22 protein-coding genes and 4 pseudogenes are annotated in these 20,820 nt (G+C 69.1%); 21 read left to right on the top strand and 5 right to left on the bottom strand.

What is annotated here, in order from left to right:
* Positions 1–99: 99 nt before the first annotated feature.
* From BCL76_RS23925 to BCL76_RS23910, 4 genes and pseudogenes are all read left to right on the top strand, one after another.
* Complete coding sequence (locus BCL76_RS23925; protein WP_109781487.1) at positions 100–471, top strand: YraN family protein; 372 nt, start codon at positions 100–102, stop codon at positions 469–471.
* Positions 471–2,105, top strand: a complete 1,635-nt coding sequence (locus BCL76_RS23920) for a YifB family Mg chelatase-like AAA ATPase (protein ID WP_109781486.1) — start codon at positions 471–473, stop codon at positions 2,103–2,105. The genes BCL76_RS23925 and BCL76_RS23920 overlap by 1 nt, the downstream gene beginning before the upstream one ends.
* Positions 2,102–2,902: pseudogene (locus BCL76_RS23915) on the top strand (DNA-processing protein DprA); the annotation flags it as partial. The gene BCL76_RS23920 and the pseudogene BCL76_RS23915, both read left to right, overlap by 4 nt.
* 70 nt (positions 2,903–2,972) lie before the next feature.
* The gene (locus BCL76_RS23910; protein ID WP_109781484.1) at positions 2,973–3,218 is read left to right on the top strand and encodes a hypothetical protein; all 246 of its coding nucleotides are present in this window, start codon (positions 2,973–2,975) and stop codon (positions 3,216–3,218) included.
* Between the two features lie 118 nt (positions 3,219–3,336).
* Here BCL76_RS23910 and BCL76_RS23905 read toward each other — a convergent pair whose 3' ends face one another.
* The 4 genes and pseudogenes from BCL76_RS23905 to BCL76_RS23885 form a co-directional block, all read right to left on the bottom strand.
* A complete protein-coding gene (locus tag BCL76_RS23905; RefSeq protein ID WP_258309868.1) occupies positions 3,337–3,537 on the bottom strand; it encodes a hypothetical protein in 201 nt (66 codons plus the stop codon).
* 434 nt (positions 3,538–3,971) lie between these two features.
* Positions 3,972–4,058: pseudogene (locus tag BCL76_RS39900) on the bottom strand (DUF397 domain-containing protein); the annotation flags it as partial.
* 2 nt (positions 4,059–4,060) lie between these two features.
* Entirely contained in the window at positions 4,061–4,861 is an 801-nt protein-coding gene (locus tag BCL76_RS39895; RefSeq protein ID WP_258309867.1) for a DUF5753 domain-containing protein, read from the bottom strand.
* A 97-nt stretch (positions 4,862–4,958) separates the two neighbouring features.
* The gene (locus BCL76_RS23885; protein ID WP_109781479.1) at positions 4,959–5,483 is read right to left on the bottom strand and encodes a hypothetical protein; all 525 of its coding nucleotides are present in this window, start codon (positions 5,481–5,483) and stop codon (positions 4,959–4,961) included.
* Positions 5,484–5,790: 307 nt separating this feature from the next.
* On the opposite strand from BCL76_RS23885, the gene BCL76_RS23880 reads away from it, so the two are divergent.
* From BCL76_RS23880 to BCL76_RS23820, 14 genes and pseudogenes are all read left to right on the top strand, one after another.
* Positions 5,791–6,003, top strand: a complete 213-nt coding sequence (locus BCL76_RS23880) for a helix-turn-helix domain-containing protein (RefSeq protein ID WP_109781478.1) — start codon at positions 5,791–5,793, stop codon at positions 6,001–6,003.
* Between the two features lie 141 nt (positions 6,004–6,144).
* Positions 6,145–8,418: a phage/plasmid primase, P4 family gene (locus BCL76_RS23875; RefSeq protein WP_109781477.1), complete on the top strand. Its 2,274-nt coding sequence runs from the start codon at positions 6,145–6,147 to the stop codon at positions 8,416–8,418.
* A 187-nt stretch (positions 8,419–8,605) separates the two neighbouring features.
* Complete coding sequence (locus BCL76_RS23870) at positions 8,606–8,911, top strand: hypothetical protein (RefSeq protein ID WP_109781476.1); 306 nt, start codon at positions 8,606–8,608, stop codon at positions 8,909–8,911.
* Between the two features lie 76 nt (positions 8,912–8,987).
* Positions 8,988–9,215, top strand: coding sequence for a helix-turn-helix domain-containing protein (locus BCL76_RS40520; RefSeq protein ID WP_109781475.1), 228 nt, complete (start codon positions 8,988–8,990; stop codon positions 9,213–9,215).
* Positions 9,212–9,511 carry a hypothetical protein gene (locus BCL76_RS23860; protein WP_109781474.1) on the top strand — a complete coding sequence of 100 codons (300 nt, stop codon included), beginning with the start codon at positions 9,212–9,214 and terminating at the stop codon, positions 9,509–9,511. Before BCL76_RS40520 ends, BCL76_RS23860 begins: the two co-directional genes overlap by 4 nt.
* Complete coding sequence (locus tag BCL76_RS23855) at positions 9,511–10,038, top strand: Trp family transcriptional regulator (protein WP_109781473.1); 528 nt, start codon at positions 9,511–9,513, stop codon at positions 10,036–10,038. Before BCL76_RS23860 ends, BCL76_RS23855 begins: the two co-directional genes overlap by 1 nt.
* Entirely contained in the window at positions 10,025–10,402 is a 378-nt protein-coding gene (locus tag BCL76_RS23850; protein WP_109781472.1) for a hypothetical protein, read from the top strand. Before BCL76_RS23855 ends, BCL76_RS23850 begins: the two co-directional genes overlap by 14 nt.
* 235 nt (positions 10,403–10,637) lie before the next feature.
* Positions 10,638–11,555, top strand: a complete 918-nt coding sequence (locus tag BCL76_RS23845) for a hypothetical protein (protein WP_109781471.1) — start codon at positions 10,638–10,640, stop codon at positions 11,553–11,555.
* A 168-nt stretch (positions 11,556–11,723) separates the two neighbouring features.
* Positions 11,724–12,173, top strand: a complete 450-nt coding sequence (locus BCL76_RS23840) for a hypothetical protein (protein ID WP_258309866.1) — start codon at positions 11,724–11,726, stop codon at positions 12,171–12,173.
* Positions 12,174–12,460: 287 nt separating this feature from the next.
* On the top strand, positions 12,461–13,102 hold the full coding sequence (locus BCL76_RS23835; RefSeq protein ID WP_181382691.1) for a hypothetical protein: 642 nt from the start codon (positions 12,461–12,463) through the stop codon (positions 13,100–13,102).
* Positions 13,103–13,177: 75 nt separating this feature from the next.
* Positions 13,178–15,040 (top strand): annotated as a pseudogene (locus BCL76_RS23830) (recombinase family protein); the annotation flags it as partial.
* A 141-nt stretch (positions 15,041–15,181) separates the two neighbouring features.
* A pseudogene (locus BCL76_RS39890) lies at positions 15,182–15,532 on the top strand (DNA-processing protein DprA); the annotation flags it as partial.
* A 248-nt stretch (positions 15,533–15,780) separates the two neighbouring features.
* Entirely contained in the window at positions 15,781–16,617 is an 837-nt protein-coding gene (gene whiG, locus BCL76_RS23825; RefSeq protein WP_109781468.1) for an RNA polymerase sigma factor WhiG, read from the top strand.
* Between the two features lie 70 nt (positions 16,618–16,687).
* The gene (locus BCL76_RS23820) at positions 16,688–17,227 is read left to right on the top strand and encodes a TetR/AcrR family transcriptional regulator (protein ID WP_181382718.1); all 540 of its coding nucleotides are present in this window, start codon (positions 16,688–16,690) and stop codon (positions 17,225–17,227) included.
* Between the two features lie 52 nt (positions 17,228–17,279).
* Here the strand turns inward: BCL76_RS23820 and BCL76_RS23815 are convergent, their stop codons facing one another.
* Positions 17,280–17,744, bottom strand: a complete 465-nt coding sequence (locus BCL76_RS23815) for a M23 family metallopeptidase (RefSeq protein ID WP_109781466.1) — start codon at positions 17,742–17,744, stop codon at positions 17,280–17,282.
* Positions 17,745–17,994: 250 nt separating this feature from the next.
* Here BCL76_RS23815 and rpsB point away from each other — a divergent pair, with 250 nt between their 5' ends.
* The 3 genes from rpsB to pyrH all read left to right on the top strand — a co-directional run bounded on the left by rpsB (position 17,995) and on the right by pyrH (position 20,805).
* A complete protein-coding gene (gene rpsB / locus BCL76_RS23810; RefSeq protein WP_109781465.1) occupies positions 17,995–18,891 on the top strand; it encodes a 30S ribosomal protein S2 in 897 nt (298 codons plus the stop codon).
* A gap of 135 nt (positions 18,892–19,026) precedes the next feature.
* Positions 19,027–19,863, top strand: coding sequence for a translation elongation factor Ts (gene tsf / locus BCL76_RS23805; protein WP_030767128.1), 837 nt, complete (start codon positions 19,027–19,029; stop codon positions 19,861–19,863).
* A gap of 162 nt (positions 19,864–20,025) precedes the next feature.
* Positions 20,026–20,805 carry a UMP kinase gene (pyrH, locus tag BCL76_RS23800; RefSeq protein ID WP_030016384.1) on the top strand — a complete coding sequence of 260 codons (780 nt, stop codon included), beginning with the start codon at positions 20,026–20,028 and terminating at the stop codon, positions 20,803–20,805.
* Positions 20,806–20,820 lie beyond the last annotated feature (15 nt).

Here is a 20,820-nt window from a genome sequence, read left to right as displayed (position 1 = left end):
CCGCGAGGGTGAGGCGGTTTTCCACAACGGCCGGTCCGTCCACCAAGATCCACAAGGTGGGCGGGGGTGCGGGACCGTCGGTGCCGGAGGTGGTGCCGGATGAACGCGAAGGGCGTGGCACAGCAGGCATTGGGGCGGTACGGCGAGGACCTCGCGGCCCGGCGACTGACCGAAGCCGGGATGACCGTCGTCGCACGGAACTGGCGGTGCCGCGGCGGCGAGATCGACATCGTCGCCCGAGACGGGGACGCCCTCGTCGTCTGCGAGGTCAAGACCCGCCGGGCGGGTGAGTTCGAACATCCCATGGCCGCCGTGCGGCCCGCCAAGGTCGAGCGCCTACGCACGCTCGCCGGGCGCTGGCTCGCCGACCACGGCGGACCACCCCCGGGCGGGGTGCGCATCGACCTCGTCGGGGTGCTGTTGCCACGACGCGGCGCCCCCCTGGTGGAACACGTGCGGGGGGTGGCCTGATGGGGTTCGCGCGAGCCTGCTCGGTGGCCCTGGTCGGCGTCGACGGCGTGGTGGTCGAGGTACAGGCCGACCTGGAGCCCGGCGTGGCCGCCTTCACCCTGGTGGGGCTGCCGGACAAGACCCTGGTCGAGAGCCGGGACCGGGTGCGGGCCGCCGTGGTCAACTCGGGGGCGGCCTGGCCGCAGAAGAAGCTCACGGTCGGGCTGAGCCCGGCCTCCGTACCGAAATCAGGCGCCGGCTTCGACATGGCTGTCGCGGCAGCGGTGCTCGGCGCGGCCGAGGTGGTCGACCCGGGCGCGATCGCCGACCTCGTCCTGATCGGCGAACTGGGGCTGGACGGCCGGGTGCGCCCGGTCCGCGGGATCCTGCCCGCTGTCCTCGCCGCGGCCGAGGCTGGCTACCGGCAGGTGGTGGTGCCGCAGCAGTGCGCGGCCGAGGCCGCGCTCGTCCCCGACGTCTCGGTCCTCGGCGTACGCAGCCTTCGTCAACTGATCGCCGTCCTGACCGGTGGTGAGGTTCCCGAGGAGGAACCCTGCGAGCCGCCCGGCAGGCCGGACCCGATGCTCGCCGGGCTCCTCGTCCCGGGGGCGGGACTGGGCACGGGCCTCGCCCGGGGCCGGCCCGGCCGGGCGGAGGGCGCGGACTTCCCCGACCTCGCGGACGTGGCGGGGCAGCACACGGCGCGCCGCGCCCTGGAGGTGGCGGCCGCCGGGGGACACCACCTCTTCCTCAGCGGACCGCCCGGGGCGGGCAAGACCATGCTGGCCGAGCGGCTGCCCTGGCTGCTGCCGCCGCTCACCCGTCAGGACTCCCTGGAGGTCACGGCCGTCCACTCGGTCGCGGGAATCCTCCCGCCCGGCGAACCCCTGGTCGCCAGGCCGCCGTACTGCGCACCGCACCATTCGGCGACCATGCAGTCCCTGGTGGGCGGGGGGACCGGGATCCCCAGGCCCGGGGCGGTCTCCCTGGCCCACCGGGGCGTGCTCTTCCTGGACGAGGCCGCGGAGTTCCACAGCCGGGCCCTGGACGCGCTGCGCCAACCCCTCGAATCGGGGCATGTGGTCATCGCCCGCGCCGCGGGAGTGGTGAGGCTGCCCGCCCGGTTCCTGATGGTGCTCGCCGCCAACCCGTGCCCCTGCGGACGCCACACGCTGCACGGAGCCGGGTGCGAATGCCCGCCCTCGGTGATCCGGCGTTACCAGGCGCGGCTGTCCGGGCCGTTGCTCGACCGGGTGGACCTGCGGGTGGAGGTCGAGCCGGTGACCCGCGGCGATCTGATGGGACAGGGCGGCCGCGGGGAATCCACCGCGGCGGTCGCCGACCGGGTGAGACAGGCCAGGGAGCGCGCCGCGGCCCGGCTCGCCGACACCCCGTGGCGGCTCAACTCCGAGGTGCCCGGGCAGGAACTGCGCACCCGGTGGCAGGCCGGACCCGGCGCGCTGGCCCCGGCCGAGCGCGATCTGGAACGGGGCCTGCTCACCGCGCGCGGGCTGGACCGGGTGCTGCGGGTCGCCTGGACCGTGGCCGACCTGCGGGAACGGGACCGGCCCGAGGCGCTCGACGTGGCCGTGGCGCTGGAGCTGCGGACCGGGATCGCCCGCGGGGCGATGTCACTGCCGGGGGCGGGGACATGACCGGCTCCGGGGACGCGGAACTGCTGGCGCGGGCGGCGCTCACCCGGGTGCTGGAGCCCGGGGACGCGCACGGCGGGCGGTGGCTGAGGGAGTTCGGCGCGGTGCGGCTGATACGGCTGCTGACCGCCCCCGGAACGGAGCCGGCAACGGCGTCCGGGGTAGGGCCCGAGCGGCTCGCCGGGTACCGCAGACGGGCCGCGCTGGCCGACCCCGGGCGGGACCTCGCGGACGCCGCCCAGGCGGGCGTCCGGTTCGTCTTCCCCGGATCGGCGGAGTGGCCGACCCAGCTCGACGACCTGGGCGACGAGAGGCCCGTCGGGCTGTGGCTGCGGGGCCGGCCGAACCTGCGTACCTGGGCGCTGCGTTCGGTCTCCGTGGTCGGCGCCCGCGCCTGCACCCCGTACGGCGCGCACATGGCCCAGACCCTGGCCGCCGGACTCGCCGAGCGGGGTTGGGTCGTGGTGTCCGGCGCCGCGTTCGGGATCGACGGCGCCGCCCACCGAGGGGCCCTCGCCTCGGGCGGCGCGACCGCCGCGGTGCTCGCCTGCGGGGTGGACGTCGCCTACCCGCGCGGACACGCCGGGCTGCTCGGCCGGATCGCCGGGCAGGGGCTGATCCTCGGGGAGCTGCCACCGGGCAGCCACCCGACCCCCAGCCGGTTCGTCCTGCGCAACCGGGTCATCGCCGCCCTCACCCGGGGCACGGTCGTCGTGGAGGCCGCGCACCGCAGCGGCTCCCTGGTCACGGCCCGCCGCGCGCAGCGCCTGGGGCGGTTCACGATGGGCGTCCCCGGGCCCATTCCCGGGAGTGCCACTCTGGCTCCGATCAGGTTCCGCCTGGACCACGCCGCCGCGTAGCCTCCCGCCCATGAAGCTGTTAGAGATCCAGGTCTGTGTCGGCGCCGAGTGGCAGCGGGTCCGGCGGTTGCAGGGCACCACGACCTACGAACCGCCCGGCGGCGGGGCGTGGGAAGAGCACTTGTCGGACGAGCTTGAAAGATTCCTCGTGGACAACGCGGTGCGAAGTGTCTGGGTCGAGACCGACCGCGAGCCTGACGGGATCCTGTTCGGCCCCGGGGGCGCCGGCCCCTTCCGATTGCGCCCGGTCGGGTAGCCCTGCCGGCCCCGAGGCCTCCGGACGTATCTCCGGAGGCCTCTCGCATGTGCGCCGGGCCCGGGGGGCCAGGGCGGGGTCTTGTGCGCTCCGGGGGGCCGTCCCGGGCCGGGACGACCTATGCGGCCACGGGGGGCTCCTGCTCCTGGGCGGGCGGAGCGGCCACGGAGGGCTCCTGGCCCTGCTGCTCCGGCGGGGGAGTGGCTGCGGGGGGCTTCTTGAAGCGGGTCCAGGCGTCTCGGGCGCGACCGGCGGAGTCGATGACGTCGGGGACCTGGTCCAACAGTCCCTTGAGCGCGAACAGCAAAATGGCGATCACGCCAGCAATGCCGAGAATGATGATGATGAGGGTGTCGCCCACCGATCCTGACCTCCGTTGATAGGGGTCGGATCTGGGCGTAGGCAGCCTCGATCCGAACCCTTCGATTCGGGTCGAGACACCTACGCAGATGCGGCGCGCAGTTGTTCTCGTTTTGGGCCGTTGCTCGCGGCCCGGGGTGGTGCAGGTCTAGCTATCGTTCCGTAGCCACCGCCTAGATCGCTGACTCACATCAATCAGGTCGGTTGCCCCAATCGCACCAGACCCAGCCAGCTAAGGCGGTTTGTCCTGACTTCCTCTGTCGTTCAAGGGCGCACAGGGACGCGGAGCCTGGGGGCTCACTGCTGAAGATGCTAGCGCAAACCGGGGCGCCGGACATGCAACAACGCCCCAACACGGTCGAGTTGACCGGTGGGGCGCTGAGGGTGTGCAGGTCAGCGGGCGATCCACGCGAGGAACGGGCGCCACGCACTGTCGCTGACCTCGACTATCGGGCCGTCGACGTCCTTGGAGTCGAGAACGGCTACGCCTCCGGCTGCGGGGGCGGCGACTCCAAGGCAGTCATCGTTGGTGTAGCTGGAGAACTCGAACCGGGCTCCAGCGTGGGTTCGGGTGACGTTCGGCTTTGTACTGCGCGCCATGATGCGAGTACCTCCCTGATGAATGTCCGGGAGTCCTCGGCTGACATGGCTTCCCGGATCATGTCGGAGAACCCGGAGTGCATCCGGGCCATGTCGTCCAAGCGGGTCGAGTACCACCCGCCCATGATCGTCTCAATGTAACCCATGCGCTGTGGCGGGATCTTGGGCCCGTCCGGGTCCGAGGTCTCCTCTTCCAAGCCCCACAGGAGGAAGTGGTCGGACAGGGCCGGCGGGATCTTGTGGCTCGGCAGGACCTGGATCATGACCTTCTCGTGGGCGCTCATCATGAGCAGGTGCCGGAGCTGCATCGCATGGGCGTTCGTGTCTTGGGTCGAGTGAATGATGCCCTCTTCACCGACGAGGAAGCATGCAAGGCGAAGGTCACCGGCCAGAGTCCGGCGCATGAACGCTTGAGTGCGGGCCGATTTGAGCAGGGTCCGCCGCCGGACCTCCATCATCGGCAGATGCGGGTTGATCGCCTGGGTGAGCGCCATGGCGTACTCGGGGGTCTGGAGCAGGCCGGGGATGCAGCGGCTGTTCCACGACCGGATCGTCCGGGCCGCGTTGTCGATCCGGGTCAGCCGCTCGACGTTCGGGACGCCGTACTCGGCCTCCTCGATCCGCCCCATGCCACGCTGGTCGGGTGCGCGAAGTTGCCTGATCAGATCCTCGGTTGAGCTCATATGACGCTCCCGTCGTGGCCGCTGACTCCCTGTCATCACGATCGTAGTGGCCCGCGTCACACCGCATAATCCACTTCGTCGTTGCCGTCTCAGAGCGCTACTTCTTGGCCTTCTTGAACTCGGCTTCACGCTTGATGGCATCGGCCAGCACCGTGTCGGAGTCGTCGGCGAGCTTGGCCAAGATTTCGACCTGCTCCCACATGTCGCCCGCGCCAAGCTCGCCGTCCGGGACCACTGACGCAACCGTCGTTAGGCCGTGCCAGTCGATCAAGGCCATCGTCCACATTCTGGTGTCGCGGTGAGACCTGTCGCTGAGCTTGAGGACCTCGTCCGTGCCGAACATTTTCAGCTTGGCTTCGGTGAGAGCCCACGTCTTCCTGTCGTGGTCGGGGTCGAGCCGTTCCTCAAACACGTTCTTGGTGCGTAGGACGTCGCGACGCGTCCGGGCTATCGCGTCGCGAGACCTGAGCACTTCCGCGTACGTGTCCATGCGGCGGTCCCAGATCTTGTGGCGGCGTTCGCGCCCCCGAGCAAGCAAGTGGGTGGCCACGACGGCGGCGACGGACACGACGGCACCGACGGACCCGACGAGCAGGGTCGCGTGTACTGGTTGCAGCGGCATGGGGTCATGTTGCCAACCTCAACACCCCCGCCGGCCCAACTTCCCGTAACTGCTGATCACGACTCGTGAGCTTGCTCCAACCGCAACCCGCGCTGGTACTTCCGCCGGGCCGAAATGGTGTGGTGGAGTGGGATCAGAACGGGCTCACAGCCGTCCGGCCCCCGCCTTATGGGTGGGTGATTGGCACCGGGGAGCGGGGAGACAGCCTAGGAGCGAAGCCGCAGTGTGACGGCTCGCGGGGTGTGGACCGGATCGGGGCCACGCCTGCAACCCACCGAGGTGCGAACAGTCCCTGACGGGAACTGCCATGCCCGCTCGCACATTCAACCCTGACGCGCTCCGCCGCATCCGGCGGGAGCGTGGCATCAGTCAGCGCAAGCTTGCCGAAGAGATCGGCCGCGTCCACAACACCGTCTCTATGTACGAGTCCGGGCGCTACGTGCCGACTGTGGGAGTGCTCGCCACCATCGCCGACGTCCTCGACGCCCCCATGGACGCCTTCGTCAAGGCGGCCGCGTGATCGCCAAGGACGCCCGGCCGATGACCGACGCCGAGCGCCGGCGCCTCATCCGCCTCATCTTCGGCCCTCGGCCGACCCCCACCGACTGACCTCCGGACATGACTCGACCCCGCCGGGGACCAGCCGACGGGGCCGTCAGAGATGAGCTGCTGCATGACCATCGAAACATCCGCTTTGGATGCCCAGCAAGTACCCCCCTACGACGGAGACCGAGCCGCGTACTTCGCGGACCTCGGGTTCGGCGTGCTGCCCATGCCGACCAACCGCAAGAAGCCCACCTTCAAGGGTTGGCCGGACCTCGCGATGACCTCGGCCGAAGAGGTCGAGATCTACTGGCGCTCGTTCACTCCGGTCGGCTGGCAGAACATTGCGCTGACCCTGGCCGGGTGGGTTGTCGTGGACGTCGACCCGAAGAACGGCGGCACCGCGTCGCTGGCCAAGCTCGAAGACGAGTACGGGCCGCTTCCGTCGACCCGGACGCACCACACCGCGTCGGGTCCGGACAGCCTCCACTTCATCTACCGCGCCGAGTCGGCCCGGCCGCTCAAGGCAGCGCCGCTCAACCCGAGCCGGTTCCCCGGCATCGACATCAAGACCGGCCGGGGGTCGCTGATCGTCGCCCCGGGGTCGGTGATCGCCGGCCGGCGTTACGAGGTGGTCGACGGGCGAGAGCCCTCCGTGGCCCCTCCGTGGCTCTCGGAGATCCAGCAGGCCGCCCGGCCCCCGGCCACCACCCTCGTGGCGCCCCGTACCCCGTCCGTGGCTCCGGCCGGCCACTCCGGAGGCTCCGGTCTGGCCGCCCTCCGTGCGCTGCCCCCGGACCATCCCGGCCGTGACAACTCGTGGCTGTGCCAGGTCGCCGGGAAGCTCGCCCACCTGCACCGCAACGACCACTCCGCCTACCTCCGCGAGCTGCGCGCGATCGACGGCGAATCCGACACGCCCCACCCGGAGGAACGCTTCATGAAGACCGCCGAATCCATCTGGCAGCGCGAGCAGGCCAAGCCCGCATCGCCGGCCGACGAGATCATCTCGGACGGCCGATACGAGGCGAGCCACCTCGGCGAGGCGCGGCGGCTGCGCGACTGGTACGGGGCCGACCTCAGGTTCGTGATCGGTCGCGGCTGGCTCGGCTGGGATGGGCGGCGCTGGGTCCAGAGCAACTCGCTCGTCTACCGGTCGGTCCACGAGATGACCGACCGGATGATGATCGAGGCCAAGGCCGACCCGGACGAGGAGAGCCGATCCAAGCGCGTCAAATACGTGCGCAATCAGCAGGGCTCGGCCAACATCCGAGGAATCATCGAGCAGGCCGGCCACCTGGCGGACGTCCAGGTCTCGGGAGCGGTGTTCGATGCCGACCCTCACAAGCTGCTCGTCGGAAACGGCGTGGTCGACCTCAAGACCGGCGAGCTGCTGGCCAACCGGCGCGAGTACCTGATCACCAAGGGAACTCGGATCGACTATGACCCGAATGCCGCGTGCCCGAGGTGGGAGGAATTCCTCGTGTGGGCATTCGGTGGCGACGTCGAACTCGTCGACTACGTTCAGCGCATGGTGGGCGAGATTCTCATCGGCCACAACAACGGTCAGCGGGCCTATTTCCTGTACGGGCCCGGCGGTAACGGTAAATCGCAGCTGATCGAGGTCATCGGTGGAGTGGTCGGTGATTATTACACGCAGGCTCTCCCCGACCTGCTGACGGCACAGGCCGCCGCCACTCACAGCGAGGCAGAGGCTAATCTCGCCGGGTCGCGAATGGTGTCGATATCGGAAACCCGAAAGGGTCAGGTGCTGGACGAGTCGAGATTCAACCGGCTTTCCGGCGACAAGATCCAGCGGGCTTCCCACAAGGGCGAGAAGTCGTTCGAGTTCCCGACCACCTTCACGATGGTCATGTACGGCAACGTTCGGCCGACCATCCCGTTTACGGAAGGCGTCCGCCGACGCGTCAAGGTCATCAAGATGGATGCCAAGGTCGATCCGGCGAAGCGTGTGGACGACCTGTCGGGCCTGCTGCTTCGACAGGAAGGCCCGGCCATCTTGGCCTGGGCGGTCCGAGGCGCCATGCGGGCGGCGGCCGGTGAGCGGGCGGAAGACCCGCCGGTCGTGGCCAACGCGGTCAAGGCGTGGCAGCAGGAGAACAACCCCTTCGGCGAATTCGCCGCCGACTACCTGGTCGTCGACCAGGACAGCAAGGTCTCGAACGACGACCTCTGGACCACGTACGAGAACTGGCGCTGCCACGGCGGGCGCGATTTCGCGAAGAACGTGACGCAACTCGGCGACCGGCTCATGGAATGGGCGAGCGTCGAGCAGGTCGACGGAATCGAGCGCCCCAAGAACGCCATGAAGTTTGGTGGAGTGCGAAAGCGTGGCTTCAAGGGAATCCGAACCACTCTGCACACGGCCTGACCCAGAGGCAGGGGGGGGTACACAGTACACATCCGGTGCACGGTTTTTCCCGGTGAATTCCAAAAGAAATTTTTCTGGGATCTACCCCCGGAAGACTGTGTACGGACCGTGCACTGTGTACCCCCCTGGCCTTCGATAACGACGAGTTTCAAGCAATCACGACGAGTTAAGCCGCGGGAGGGTTCGAATGGAATTTTTCAAGGCGCACGCGGGGGCCGAGTTGGGATACCGGTGGTCGATGATCCGCAGGCATGGCCTGTACGACCCGGATTGGTGCCTGGCCAAGGTCACGGATGGATACGGGCATGGCCAACTCGACCAACTTCTCCGGGCCGAGTTCGCGCGGCCCGGTTTCAACTGCGTTCTGGAGTGGACGGTCATATTCAAATTCGACGCCCAGGCGGTGATCGACCGGTTCATCGAAATCGGACACGGGGAGCGGGTGGCCCTCAAGTTGCTGCCACCTGCGCCCCGGATCATGCGTCGGTCCTGAAGCCAGGACTTGCGTACACGTCAACTTGTCCCCCTGCTAATTATGCGCATGCGCACACGCATGGTGGGATTGAGATATGGACGGAGGGAGGATTCAGATGTTCATCGGGACGGCTCTGCGGAAGTTGCGCACTGAGCGAGAGATGAGCCAAACGGAACTGGGCGCAGAAATTCAGATGTCAGCGACAACGGTAAGTCGGTGGGAATCGGATCAGATGCGGCCGAATGTCGAATCACTGCTCAAGCTGGCGGCCTTCTTCGGGGTGCCGCTGGAGCAGCTGGCAAACGGGAGGGTGGCCCGGTGAGCGAGTCGCAGTTCATGAAGGCGGGCGCGGGGTGGTGGTCGGTCACCGACCGAATCGACCGGCTGAGGTGGTGGCAGATCGATGAGAACGGGGTCGCGGCCCTCGTGAAGAACGCGGATGGCCAGCTGCTCGAAGCCGCCGACGCCGACGTGTTCAAGCACTGCGGTGGCGCCGAGGACATCGCCAAGACGGCGTGGCTGCTGCGGCTGGCACAGCTGGTCGACACCGCCACGCCCGACCAGCTCGACCAGATCAGCAAGGCCCGACGCGTGGTGCTGGGGGAGGTCGGCGAGTAATGGCAAACGAGCCGGGCGAGATAAGCGAGGTCGAAGGGGACGGTGGCGGTGCCCCGGTACAGGGTCGCGCGTGGGAAGTGGTACGCCTCATTGGCCAGGGCCTTGGCCGAAATGAAATCGCCAAGCTGACCGGAGTTTCGACGGCGACCGTCACCCGCATTGCCAAGCGAAACGGCCTGACTTTCGACCGAACCCAGACTGAGAAGGCGCTCAAGGCTCGAATTTCAGACCTTAACCTTCGGCAAGCTGGTCTCGCCGAGGCCCTGGCTGATCGAGTGGCCGTGGCAATCGCGTATGCCGACGCGGCCGCCAACTATCGCGACTGGGCCTTTGCCTGGAAGGCCATCAGCGACGCCACCCAGGCTTACCGGCGAATGAAGCCCGAGCTGACCCAGGACGACGAGAACGAGAACGCCAAGTCGATGCTTGGCGACATGTTGGCGGGACTCAAGCTCGTCAATGCTGAATTGGAAGCCCGCGAAGCGCGCGGCGAAACACAGGAGGAAAACCCCCATGACGAATCGTGAATTCGGCGAGACCACCTACGGCCCGGCCACCCCCGAGGGCCCGAGCGTGGACGACCTGCGCCGGCACGGCCGGTCGACCCCCGGTTCCAGCTTCACCCACCGAGAGAAGGCCCGAGTCACCGACCACGCCGTCACGGCGGGCGAGGTGGTCAACGACGCCACGCGGGGCGAGGTCTCCGAGGCCGACATGGCCGAGTGGCTGGAGGCCGCGACCGCCCGCCAGCGAGAGAACGCGCCCGACCTCCGCAGCTTCGTGGAGCGACGCGACCCGATGACGGGCGAGGTGATCCGGACCTACATGGCCGACGGGCGGTCCGAGGCCATGGCGGAGCAGGACCGGGGCCGCCGCAGCCGGCCCCTGTAGCCCGCCCCGGGCTCCGGCGGTATCTCCCGCCGCATGCCGGGGCGCACAGGGCACCGAGCACCAGCCCGACGGCCCGAGGGCCCCGGCATGCGGCGGGAGGCCGGAGCCCGACCGGCACCCGCAATGGGTGTCAGCACCCCCACACCGCGCACCACCCGAGACATGGATCAGGGCCGCCCCGAACAAGCCAGCAAGCAGGCGGGGCGGCCCCTCACACAGACAAGGAAAACATGCCATGGACGCCATGGAGAAGGCCCGTCAGACACGCCGGACGATCATCGAGCAGCGCCGGCACGAGGCCGCCGCCAAGGTCACCGAGAAGGCCGGCAAGCGCGACCGCTTCAAGGCCACCGGCGCCACCGCCCTCATCAACGGCGTGGTGTTCGTCGTGAGTGCGTTGATGTTCTCGGCCGCCGCGTGGTCGGCGGGCCACTTGGTCGCCTCGATCCCGGGCGTTCCGCCGATGTACGCCTGGGGTGCGTTCAGCGCTGTGGAGGGCGCGTGGCTGGCGTGCGTGCTGCTGATGGTCAAGTGGCAGAACGACACCGACAACCTGTACCGCGTGAACAAGGCCGAGGCCCTCGCCCGGAAGGCGTATTGGGGGTCGCTCGCCCTCAACTTCGCCCACGGCTTCGTGCTGACCCGCTCCATCCTCACGGGCGCGTTGGCCGGCCTGGCGCTGTGCATCTTCCCGTACGCCTTCAAGGAGCTGTTCAGCGTCGCCATCACCAACCGGGTTGAGGAGCTGCGGCACATTGGCCTCGGCGAGGTGCTGGCCGAGCGCTACCAGCTGAGCGCCCTGGCCCGGTTCCACGAGGCCGACCAGGACCGAGCGGCCGAGCACGCACCCCGAGCAGCCACGAGCACCGAGCACGAGCACCCCGAGCAGCCGAGCACGCACCCCGAGCACGCTCGTCCGGTGCTCGCCCGGCCCGAGCAGCAGGCGAGCACACCCCTTCTGGCCGGGGACGAGCAGCGAGCAGCCACCCCGAGCATGGCCGAGCTGGCACGCGAGCAGCTCGCGAGCGGCACGAGCAGGCCGGACGTCGTGGCGAGCATCCTCCAGGCCATGCCGAACGCCAAGCCGGAATCCGTAAAGGCTGAGGTTCGCCGTCAGGCCAAGAAGCTCGAAGGCACCGGTCAGTACCTCTAAACACGTTGAGGGCCCCCGCACCCCGGTTCGTGATAACCGGTTGGACCGTCGGGGGCCCTCTGCAACGACGCGGCATGTCCTGTGCCTCGTCCGCCAATGCCCTAACGAAAAAGGAGATGGCACCCCCATGGAAGCATGTACTTTGGGGTGGCCGGAAGGGATGCCCTCATGGGCGCCAAGATATTCCGCCCGGAATTCAAGACTCGCGACGGCAAGAAGGTCTCGTTCGGCGCGAATTACACCCACAACACAAAGGCCAAGCGGCGGGCCGGCCTGACAAAAGCCGGCCGCCCCCGGCTGCTCACGGGCGCCCCGGAGGCCCCGGCCCGGCCGTTCCGGTTCTGGACGTCGCCCTGGCTGTTCTGCGCGAACACGGTGGCCTGCGGCGGGGCCTACGCCTACGCCCGGTTCGGCCCGGTCCTGGGCTCGCTGGCGCTGGCCGGAGGCCTGTACGTCGTCTACCGGGTGGCCCGTTGGGTCGTGGGCGAGGCGGCCCACTGGTCCGTGAAGACCCGGCAGATCCGGGGCGGGGCGGTGGCCAGGTCTGCCGGCGAGGGCCTGCTGCCCGTCGCCCAGATCCCTGCCGACACGGTGAATTACGGGGATCACCGCCGGTAATCGATAGGTGTGACACGAGGTGTGAGTGTGGTGCTGCCACACCCCCTCCCACGGGGTACGTGCCCAGGCACGGGGGGTGTGGGAGGGGGTGTGGCGCTATTCCTGCCACGCTCACACTGATTACGCGTGGTGATAATGGCCGGCGATTACGTGCCGTGAATTCAGGTGCGCGAAAAGGCTTGGTGACGCCCATATTCCGCACCAACTTGTGTCCGGCGCAAATCGGCTGATTTAATTTACCTCAGAATTCCGGACGGGCTGGAATTCGGGGATAAGGGGAGAATGAAATGGCCACCAAGATCACCAAGGGAATCCGGGTCATCACCAAGGACGGCCACGCGGGCACCGTCACCACGGACCCGGCCCTCACCCCGACCGGCCAGGTGGTCAAGGTCCAGTTCGACGACCCCTCGGTCGCGGCGGGCGGCGGCGCCGATTACAGCGTGACCGACCTCAAGCCGGCCCCGGCCGTGCCCGCCCGCTGCGAGTGCAGCCGGTACAGCGTCCTGGTCAACCTGCGCGACGAGGACGGCGACCTCACCTGGGACGAGGAGCTGACCACCGGCTGCACGGCCACCACGGCCCGGGTGTTCGCCCCCGGCCACGACGCCAAGCTCAAGTCGGCTCTGATCCGCTGGGGCGCCGAGGGCCACGAGGTGACCCGGGAGGGCGACGGCGTGAGCACCACCGCCGACGCGGCCACCCTGGCCTCCAAGTTCATCTTCGCCAACATGGTCGCCGCCGGGATCAAGCGCGCCGCCGCCAAGGCCGAGCGGGCGGGGGCCCGAGCCGCCAAGGTGCAGCCGGCGGCCGAGGTTACCGCCAAGGTCGGCCGCTGGGACCGGGTCGGCACCGTGCAGGGCGACACCTTCACCTACACCGACGCCAAGGGCGCCACCAAGACCACCAAGGTCTTCACCCTCATCTGACCCCGCCCAGCCAGCGGCCCGGCGGGGTGGAGCCCCCGCCGGGCCGGATCACCGACAGACAGGGATTCGATCGGCATGACCCAGCGAAACACAGACCTTCTCGCCGTCGCCATGGGAGTCGTAGACAGCGTGTCGCGGCCCATGCTGCGAGCGGTCGACTACCTCCGCGTCAGCACCGAAGAGCAGGCCAAGGGGTACGGCGTTGCCTACTCCGGCAAGAAGACCACGAGGTATATCGCCCGCAAGAGCTGGGACCACGTCGACACCTACACCGACGAGGGGGTGTCCGGGTCGCTGGAGGCCGCGCACCGACCCGGACTCAACCGGTTGATGACCAACGCCCGCCGGACGCCTCGACCTTTCGACATTGTGGTTGTGAATGAAGGTCGCGCCATCGGCCGCGTCGGCCGCGCGTTCTGGCGCTGGGTCTGGGAACTGGAGGACCTCGGGGTCTACGTTGGCGTAGTAGAGGACGACTACGACAACAGCACGTCCGAGGGCCGCAAGAAGATGCGCCGCGATGCCGACTACGCGGAGACCGAATACGAGGTCATCCGCAAGCGCACACAGGGCGGGTTGCAGGAGAAGGCCGAGGACGGCGGGTGGCCGGGCGGCACCCCTCCTTACGGCTACGAAATCGCCTGCCGGGGCCAGAAGGGTAAATCGCACCTCGTGCAGTGCGAGCGCGAGGTCATGATCCTGCGCGCCATGTGGGGGCTCGTGGTCGAGGACGGGATGAACACGAACGAGCTGGCCGAGCGGCTCAACGTCCTGGGTCTGCTCACCCGCTCGGGTGCTCCCTGGTCGGCCGCCAACGCTCGGGCAAAGCTCCTGTCGGAGTCCACGCTCAACGCCCGGGTGATCTTCCGGAACCCGAACCGTACGAAGGCCGGGCACGGCGCCAAGTTCGGCCGGAACGGCAAGCCCCTCAACGGTGACACCGTCATCATCGCCCTGGATCCGATCTTCACCCCCGACGAGGTGATTGCCCTCAACCAGGCCATGGGGCGGCTGGCGAACGGTAAGCCGAAGTCCGCTGCCCAGAGCTACCCCCTGTCCAAGCGGCTGTTCAACACGCACACCGGCTGCAACGCACACCACGTCGGTATGAAGCGCACCGGCCGCGCCGGCCGCTGGTACCGCTGTACCGGCTTGGCGGCCAAATACCCGGGCGGCCCGACCTGCGCTTGCAAGATGGTGGACGCCGACGCCGTGGAGGCGGCGGTCTGGGACGAGGTGGTCGAGTTGCTCGGCGACCCTGACCGGCTCAGGGCCATGGCGGCCGAGTGGGTCGGGATGACCGAGGGAGACCAAGGGCAGCACGCAGACCGCATCGCCGACTTCGACGGGCAGATCGCCAACCTTGACCGAGCCATCACGACCACGGTGAGGGAGTACGCCAAGGCGGGATTGCCCGCGTCGGCCGTCGCCGAGGTGACCGCCTCCCTTATAGACGAGCGGCGGCAGCTCACCGACCTGCGTAATGAGGCGGCGTCGTGGCTGGAGGAGACCGAGGCCACCGCCCAACGCGCCCGCGACCTCGAAGCCCTGGCCACCGTGGCGCGCACCCGGCTCGCCGACATGACCCCGGCCGAACAGTCTGAGGTGTTGGCGTTGCTCGACGTGCGTGTCACCATCACGGGCCCCGTGCCCAAGCCCAAGCTGGGGCTGGCGTGTTCCATGACCGAATGGTTCAAGGCGAACGGGCGCCTCGTCCCGCCGGCCCTGACCGACGAGGCATGGGCCCTGGTCGAACCCATCGTCAAGGCGTGGGAGCCGGCCAACCCGAACCGCAGGCTCGTCCCCGGCCGGCTGATGCTCGACGCCATGTTCTATAAGGCGCGCACCGGGGTGAGGTGGGCAGACCTGCCCGACCGGTTCGGCGGGTGGAACGGCATCCACACCCGTTATAAGACGTGGGCCAACGGCGGGGTGTGGGACCAGGTCATGGCGGCGCTCCCCGACACGGGCACGATTGTCCCCGCCCTCAACTTGGTGCCCCCGCTGCGGGTGGAAGGCCGCGTGGACCCCCGTGTCCTGGCGGGCGGGGCCGAAGCCGAGCCGGTACATGCGGAAACAGGCGTCCCCGGGCCCGCCACCAGCGGTCTCTCCGCCGGGGTGCACGAACTGCTGCGCGGCGAGGCCGCGCTCGTCACCGACGCGGCCGAGGTGGTCGAGCTGGTCGGGGCCATGGGCGAGCTGGCACCCGAGCGGCGAGGCCCGGTGCTCGCCCGGGACCTGCTCGACCCGGACACCACCCGAGTGCTCGAAGCGCTGCCCGCCGGTCGCCCGGCGGACGTGGCCGAGCTGGCACTTGCCTCCGGCACCGGCGTCGATGAAGTCATCGGCAGACTGTACGAACTTCACTCTCTGGGGTTCGTCGAACGGCAGGGCGACGGCTGGCAGTTGAGCAGACGAACGGCTGGATGAGGCACACAAACCGGAGCCGCCCGGCGAGGCGGTCGTTGACCTGGGGTGTTCCGGTGAAAGAGTGAAAGCGATGAGAGACGCGGTCTTCCCGGTGGTGGTCGCCGGGACCGAGCGCCAGGCGCCGGTCCCGGGTCGCCCGCGCGAGTCCGGGCGCCTCCCGGCCCCCGCGCCATCCCGTACTCTTCGCGCACCGCGACAATCCCGTCACGCTACGCTCCCAAGGAATCCGGCTCCGGCAAAGGCGAAGCATGCCCCAGCACACCTCAGGGTCCGACCGCGCTGCGGTGCCCCCCGCTGCCCGCGGCAGCGTGCGGTCCACCGCGCCCTCGTCCCTGGAGGTGCTGTGGCGCTCGTACAAGGAGTCGGGTGACGAGCGGCTGCGGGAGCAGCTGATCCTGCACTACTCGCCCCTGGTGAAGTACGTGGCCGGCCGCGTCAGCGTGGGCCTGCCGCCCAACGTGGAGCAGGCCGACTTCGTCTCCTCGGGGGTCTTCGGGCTGATCGACGCCATCGAGAAGTTCGACATCGAGCGGTCGATCAAGTTCGAGACGTACGCGATCACCCGGATCCGGGGCGCGATGATCGACGAGCTGCGGGCACTGGACTGGATCCCGCGCTCGGTCCGGCAGAAGGCGCGCGCCGTGGAACGGGCCTACGCCACGCTGGAGGCCCAGCTGCGGCGCACCCCGACGGAGAGCGAGGTCGCCGGGGAGATGGGGATCGCGGTCGAGGATCTCCACACCGTCTTCAGCCAGTTGTCGCTGGCCAACGTGGTCGCCCTGGAGGAGCTGCTGCACGTCGGCGGGGAGGGCGGCGACCGCCTCTCGCTGATGGACACCCTGGAGGACACCGCCGCCGACAACCCGGTGGCGGTCGCCGAGGACCGCGAGCTGCGGCGCCTGCTGGCGCGGGCCATCAACACGCTGCCCGAGCGGGAGAAGACCGTGGTGACCCTCTACTACTACGAGGGGCTCACGCTCGCCGAGATCGGCAATGTCCTCGGTGTCACCGAGAGCCGGGTCAGCCAGATCCACACCAAGTCCGTCCTGCAACTGCGCGCGAAGTTGGCAGATGTGGGGAGATGAGCTTGCGCTACCTCCGTAGAGTGGATGTGTGCCCAGGATTCGAGCGGCCTCCGTGGCCGAGCACCGGTCGATGCAGCGCGGCGCCCTCTTGGACGCCGCGCGATCCCTGCTGTCCGAGGGCGGGACGGAGGCGCTGACCTTCCCCGCCCTCGCGGAGCGGACCGGGCTCGCCCGGTCCTCCGTGTACGAGTACTTCCGCTCCCGCGCCGCCGTGGTCGAAGAGCTGTGCGCCGTGGATTTCCCCGTGTGGGCCGCCGAGATCGAAGCGGCGATGGAGCGGGCGGAGGCGCCGGAGGCGAAGATCGAGGCCTACGTGCGCAGCCAGTTGGGTCTTGTGGGCGACCGGCGCCACCGCGCGGTGGTGGCCATCTCGGCCGGCGAGCTCGACGCGGGCGCGCGGGAGAAGATCCGAGCGGCGCACGGCGGGCTCATCGCGATGATCGTCGAGGCGCTGAGCGCCCTGGGACACGCGGAGCCGCGGCTGGCCGCGATGCTGCTCCAGGGCGTCGTGGACGCGGCCGTGCGGCGGATCGAGCTCGGCGCGGCGGAGGACCCCACGGTCGTGACGGAGGCCGCCGTGGCCATGGCCCTGCGGGGCGTCCGGGGCTGAGCCCCCGCGCCTCACGCACCGCTCCCCGCCCCTGTGCCCCGGACCCCGCGCCTCACGTGCCGGTGGACTCGGTCGGGAGCAGCCTGGGGGTCGGGCGGGGGAGCAGGGTGAGCGGGTTGAGGTACACCTCGCCGGCCAGAAGCCCCCAGTGCAGGCAGGGCTCCGGGCAGTGCGAGCCCTCCGTCAGAACAGCCACCACCTGACCGGCCGTGACCTGCTCGCCCTCCGTGACCAGGGGCCGGACCGGCTCGTAGGTGGTGCGCAGCCCGTTCGGCAGGGTCAGCGAGAGCACTCCGCGCCCGGCGACGGGTCCGGCGTGGTGGACCCGGCCGGCCGCGACCGCCCGGAGCTCGGTGCCCACCGGCGCGGACAGGTCCACACCACGGTGACCGGCCGCGTAGGGGGTCGGCGGTGGATCCCACCAGCGAACCACCGACAGCGGGGCGGGCAGCGGGCGGACCCCGGGAAGGGCCGACTGGGCCAGGGCCAGGAGCAGGCTGAGCAGCAAGGTCGTCATGGATCCCAGCCTCCCGCGCGGGTCCGGACCGGTGCCCGGGCCTGTGGACGGCCGGCGCTCTGTGGACGACGGCGTCACCCGGCATACCGCCGGGTCCCGTACACTTCTTGTGGCGATCCGGGTCACCGGGTCGACTTCGCACGCCCCGGCGCCAGGCTGAAACAGCCAGGTGACAGCGTCTCTCGGTCCCTCATGGGGGCAGGGCGCGGTGGGGCGTCAGGAACCAAACCGAGAAACCAAGGAGATGGCCATGGCCGTCGTCACGATGCGGGAGCTGCTGGAAAGCGGCGTCCACTTCGGTCACCAGACCCGCCGTTGGAACCCGAAGATGAAGCGCTTCATCTTCACGGAGCGCAACGGCATCTACATCATCGACCTGCTGCAGTCGCTGTCGTACATCGACCGCGCCTACGAGTTCGTGAAGGAGACCGTCGCGCACGGTGGCTCCATCATGTTCGTCGGTACCAAGAAGCAGGCCCAGGAGGCCATCGCCGAGCAGGCGACGCGCGTTGGTATGCCGTACGTCAACCAGCGGTGGCTGGGTGGCATGCTCACCAACTTCTCCACCGTCTACAAGCGCCTTCAGCGTCTGAAGGAGCTTGAGGCGATCGACTTCGAGGACGTCGCCGCCTCGGGTCTCACCAAGAAGGAGCTCCTGGTCCTCTCCCGCGAGAAGACCAAGCTGGAGAAGACCCTCGGTGGTATCCGCGAGATGTCGAAGGTTCCCAGCGCCGTCTGGATCGTCGACACCAAGAAGGAGCACATCGCCGTCGGTGAGGCGCGCAAGCTCCACATCCCGGTCGTCGCGATCCTCGACACCAACTGCGACCCCGACGAGGTCGACTACAAGATCCCGGGCAACGACGACGCGATCCGTTCCGTCACCCTGCTCACCCGCGTGATCGCCGACGCCGTCGCCGAGGGCCTCATCGCCCGCTCCGGCGCTGCTACCGGTGACTCGAAGCCGGGCGAGAAGGCCGCCGCCGAGCCGCTCGCCGAGTGGGAGCGCGACCTGCTCGAGGGCGAGAAGAAGGCCGACGAGACCGAGGCCGCCCCGGCTGCCGAGGCTGTCGCCGAGGCCCCGGCCGCCGAGGCTCCGGCCACCGAGGCTGTCGAGGCCCCGGCCGCCGACGCCGAGCAGGCCTGACCCACTGAGAGCGCCCGGCGTTCACGCGCCGGGCACTCACAGCACGGACGATGACGGCGGTGGAGCCGCGCCTTGGGCGCGGCGCCTCCGCCGTTCACCCGTAGATCTACGACTTCGAGAGAGAATCACAGACTCATGGCGAACTACACCGCCGCTGACGTCAAGAAGCTCCGCGAGCTCACCGGCGTCGGCATGATGGACTGCAAGAACGCGCTGGTCGAGTCCGACGGCGACGTCGACAAGGCCATCGAGGCCCTCCGCATCAAGGGTCAGAAGGGCGTCGCCAAGCGCGAGGGCCGTTCTGCCGAGAACGGTGCCGTCGCCTCCCTCATCTCCGACGACAACACCTCCGGTGTCCTCGTCGAGCTGAAGTGCGAGACGGACTTCGTCGCCAAGGGCGACAAGTTCCAGGCGGTCACCAACGAGATCGCCGCGCACATCGCCGCGACCTCCCCGGCCGACATCGAGGCGCTGCTCGCGTCCGAGATCGAGCCCGGCAAGACCGTGCAGGCGTTCGTGGACGAGGCCAACGCCAACCTCGGCGAGAAGATCGTCCTGGACCGCTTCGCGCAGTTCACCGGTGGCTACGTCTCCGCGTACATGCACCGCACCATGCCCGACCTGCCGTTCCAGATCGGCGTCCTGGTCGAGCTGGACAAGGAGAACGCCGAGGTCGCCCGCGGCATCGCGCAGCACATCGCCGCGTTCTCCCCGCAGTGGCTGTCCGCCGAGGACGTTCCGGCCGAGAAGGTCGAGTCCGAGCGTCGCGTGGCCGAAGAGGTCACCCGCGCCGAGGGCAAGCCCGAGGCTGCCATCGCGAAGATCGTCGAAGGCCGCGTCAACGGCTTCTTCAAGGAGAACACCCTCCTTGGCCAGGCGTACGCCCTGGACAACAAGAAGTCGGTCCAGAAGGTTCTGGACGAGGCCGGCGTCACCCTGGTGCGCTTCTCGCGCATCAAGGTCGGCATCTGAGTCCGTCCGTACGCGACGGACACCGGACCCCGGTAGGGTCTGAAGCAGTCGCCCGCGCTCGCGCGAGACGACCGCAGATCTGACGAGGAGGCCATTGCCGTAGAGGGAACCGCAAGGACCCACCGGCAATGGCCTTCTTCGTATGTGCACGAGGAGATCTCCATGAATCAGGGCGTGGACCCCCACACCGCATCCGACGACAAGAGCGACCAGGACAAGAAGGGCCGCCGCTTCATGCTGAAGCTGTCGGGCGAGGCCTTCTCCGGTGGCGGAGGACTCGGCGTCGACCCCGACGTCGTCCACGCCATCGCGCGTGAGATCGCCGCGGTGGTCCGCGACGGCGCGGAGATCGCCGTCGTGATCGGCGGCGGCAACTTCTTCCGCGGCGCCGAACTCCAGCAGCGCGGCATGGACCGGGCCCGGTCCGACTACATGGGCATGCTCGGTACGGTCATGAACTGCCTCGCGCTCCAGGACTTCCTGGAGAAGGAGGGCATCGACTCCCGCGTGCAGACCGCCATCACGATGGGCCAGGTCGCGGAGCCGTACATCCCGCTGCGTGCCGTGCGGCACCTGGAGAAGGGCCGCGTCGTCATCTTCGGCGCCGGCATGGGCATGCCCTACTTCTCCACCGACACCACGGCCGCCCAGCGCGCCCTGGAGATCGACGCCGAAGCCCTGCTCATGGGCAAGAACGGTGTCGACGGGGTCTACGACTCCGACCCGAAGAAGAACCCGGACGCGGTGAAGTTCGACGCGCTGGAGTACAGCGAGGTCCTCTCCCGCGACCTCAAGGTCGCCGACGCCACCGCGATCACGCTCTGCCGCGACAACAAGCTGCCGATCCTCGTTTTCGAGCTCCTCGCCGAGGGCAATATCGCCCGCGCCGTCAAGGGTGAGAAGATCGGCACGCTCGTGAGCGACCAGGAAACTCGGGCTTAGCAGTCCGCTGCCGGA

This window comes from Streptomyces sp. CG 926, from assembly GCF_003148825.1.
Taxonomy (GTDB): domain Bacteria; phylum Actinomycetota; class Actinomycetes; order Streptomycetales; family Streptomycetaceae; genus Streptomyces.
Note: the sequence above shows the minus strand (reverse complement) of the source record. Positions and strands in the feature narration are given on the sequence as shown.

Bases quoted from the DNA above. Each gene is read 5' to 3' on its own strand.
- BCL76_RS23925 (WP_109781487.1), top strand. From the start codon at position 100: ATGAACGCGAAGGGCGTGGCACAGCAGGCATTGGGGCGGTACGGCGAG.
- BCL76_RS23920 (WP_109781486.1), top strand. From the start codon at position 471: ATGGGGTTCGCGCGAGCCTGCTCGGTGGCCCTGGTCGGCGTCGACGGC.
- BCL76_RS23910 (WP_109781484.1), top strand. From the start codon at position 2,973: ATGAAGCTGTTAGAGATCCAGGTCTGTGTCGGCGCCGAGTGGCAGCGG.
- BCL76_RS39895 (WP_258309867.1), bottom strand. From the start codon at position 4,861: ATGAGCTCAACCGAGGATCTGATCAGGCAACTTCGCGCACCCGACCAG.
- BCL76_RS23885 (WP_109781479.1), bottom strand. From the start codon at position 5,483: ATGCCGCTGCAACCAGTACACGCGACCCTGCTCGTCGGGTCCGTCGGT.
- BCL76_RS23880 (WP_109781478.1), top strand. From the start codon at position 5,791: ATGCCCGCTCGCACATTCAACCCTGACGCGCTCCGCCGCATCCGGCGG.
- BCL76_RS23875 (WP_109781477.1), top strand. From the start codon at position 6,145: ATGAGCTGCTGCATGACCATCGAAACATCCGCTTTGGATGCCCAGCAA.
- BCL76_RS23870 (WP_109781476.1), top strand. From the start codon at position 8,606: ATGGAATTTTTCAAGGCGCACGCGGGGGCCGAGTTGGGATACCGGTGG.
- BCL76_RS40520 (WP_109781475.1), top strand. From the start codon at position 8,988: ATGGACGGAGGGAGGATTCAGATGTTCATCGGGACGGCTCTGCGGAAG.
- BCL76_RS23855 (WP_109781473.1), top strand. From the start codon at position 9,511: ATGGCAAACGAGCCGGGCGAGATAAGCGAGGTCGAAGGGGACGGTGGC.
- BCL76_RS23850 (WP_109781472.1), top strand. From the start codon at position 10,025: ATGACGAATCGTGAATTCGGCGAGACCACCTACGGCCCGGCCACCCCC.
- BCL76_RS23845 (WP_109781471.1), top strand. From the start codon at position 10,638: ATGGACGCCATGGAGAAGGCCCGTCAGACACGCCGGACGATCATCGAG.
- BCL76_RS23840 (WP_258309866.1), top strand. From the start codon at position 11,724: ATGGGCGCCAAGATATTCCGCCCGGAATTCAAGACTCGCGACGGCAAG.
- BCL76_RS23835 (WP_181382691.1), top strand. From the start codon at position 12,461: ATGGCCACCAAGATCACCAAGGGAATCCGGGTCATCACCAAGGACGGC.
- whiG (WP_109781468.1), top strand. From the start codon at position 15,781: ATGCCCCAGCACACCTCAGGGTCCGACCGCGCTGCGGTGCCCCCCGCT.
- BCL76_RS23820 (WP_181382718.1), top strand. From the start codon at position 16,688: ATGCAGCGCGGCGCCCTCTTGGACGCCGCGCGATCCCTGCTGTCCGAG.
- BCL76_RS23815 (WP_109781466.1), bottom strand. From the start codon at position 17,744: ATGACGACCTTGCTGCTCAGCCTGCTCCTGGCCCTGGCCCAGTCGGCC.
- rpsB (WP_109781465.1), top strand. From the start codon at position 17,995: ATGGCCGTCGTCACGATGCGGGAGCTGCTGGAAAGCGGCGTCCACTTC.
- tsf (WP_030767128.1), top strand. From the start codon at position 19,027: ATGGCGAACTACACCGCCGCTGACGTCAAGAAGCTCCGCGAGCTCACC.
- pyrH (WP_030016384.1), top strand. From the start codon at position 20,026: ATGAATCAGGGCGTGGACCCCCACACCGCATCCGACGACAAGAGCGAC.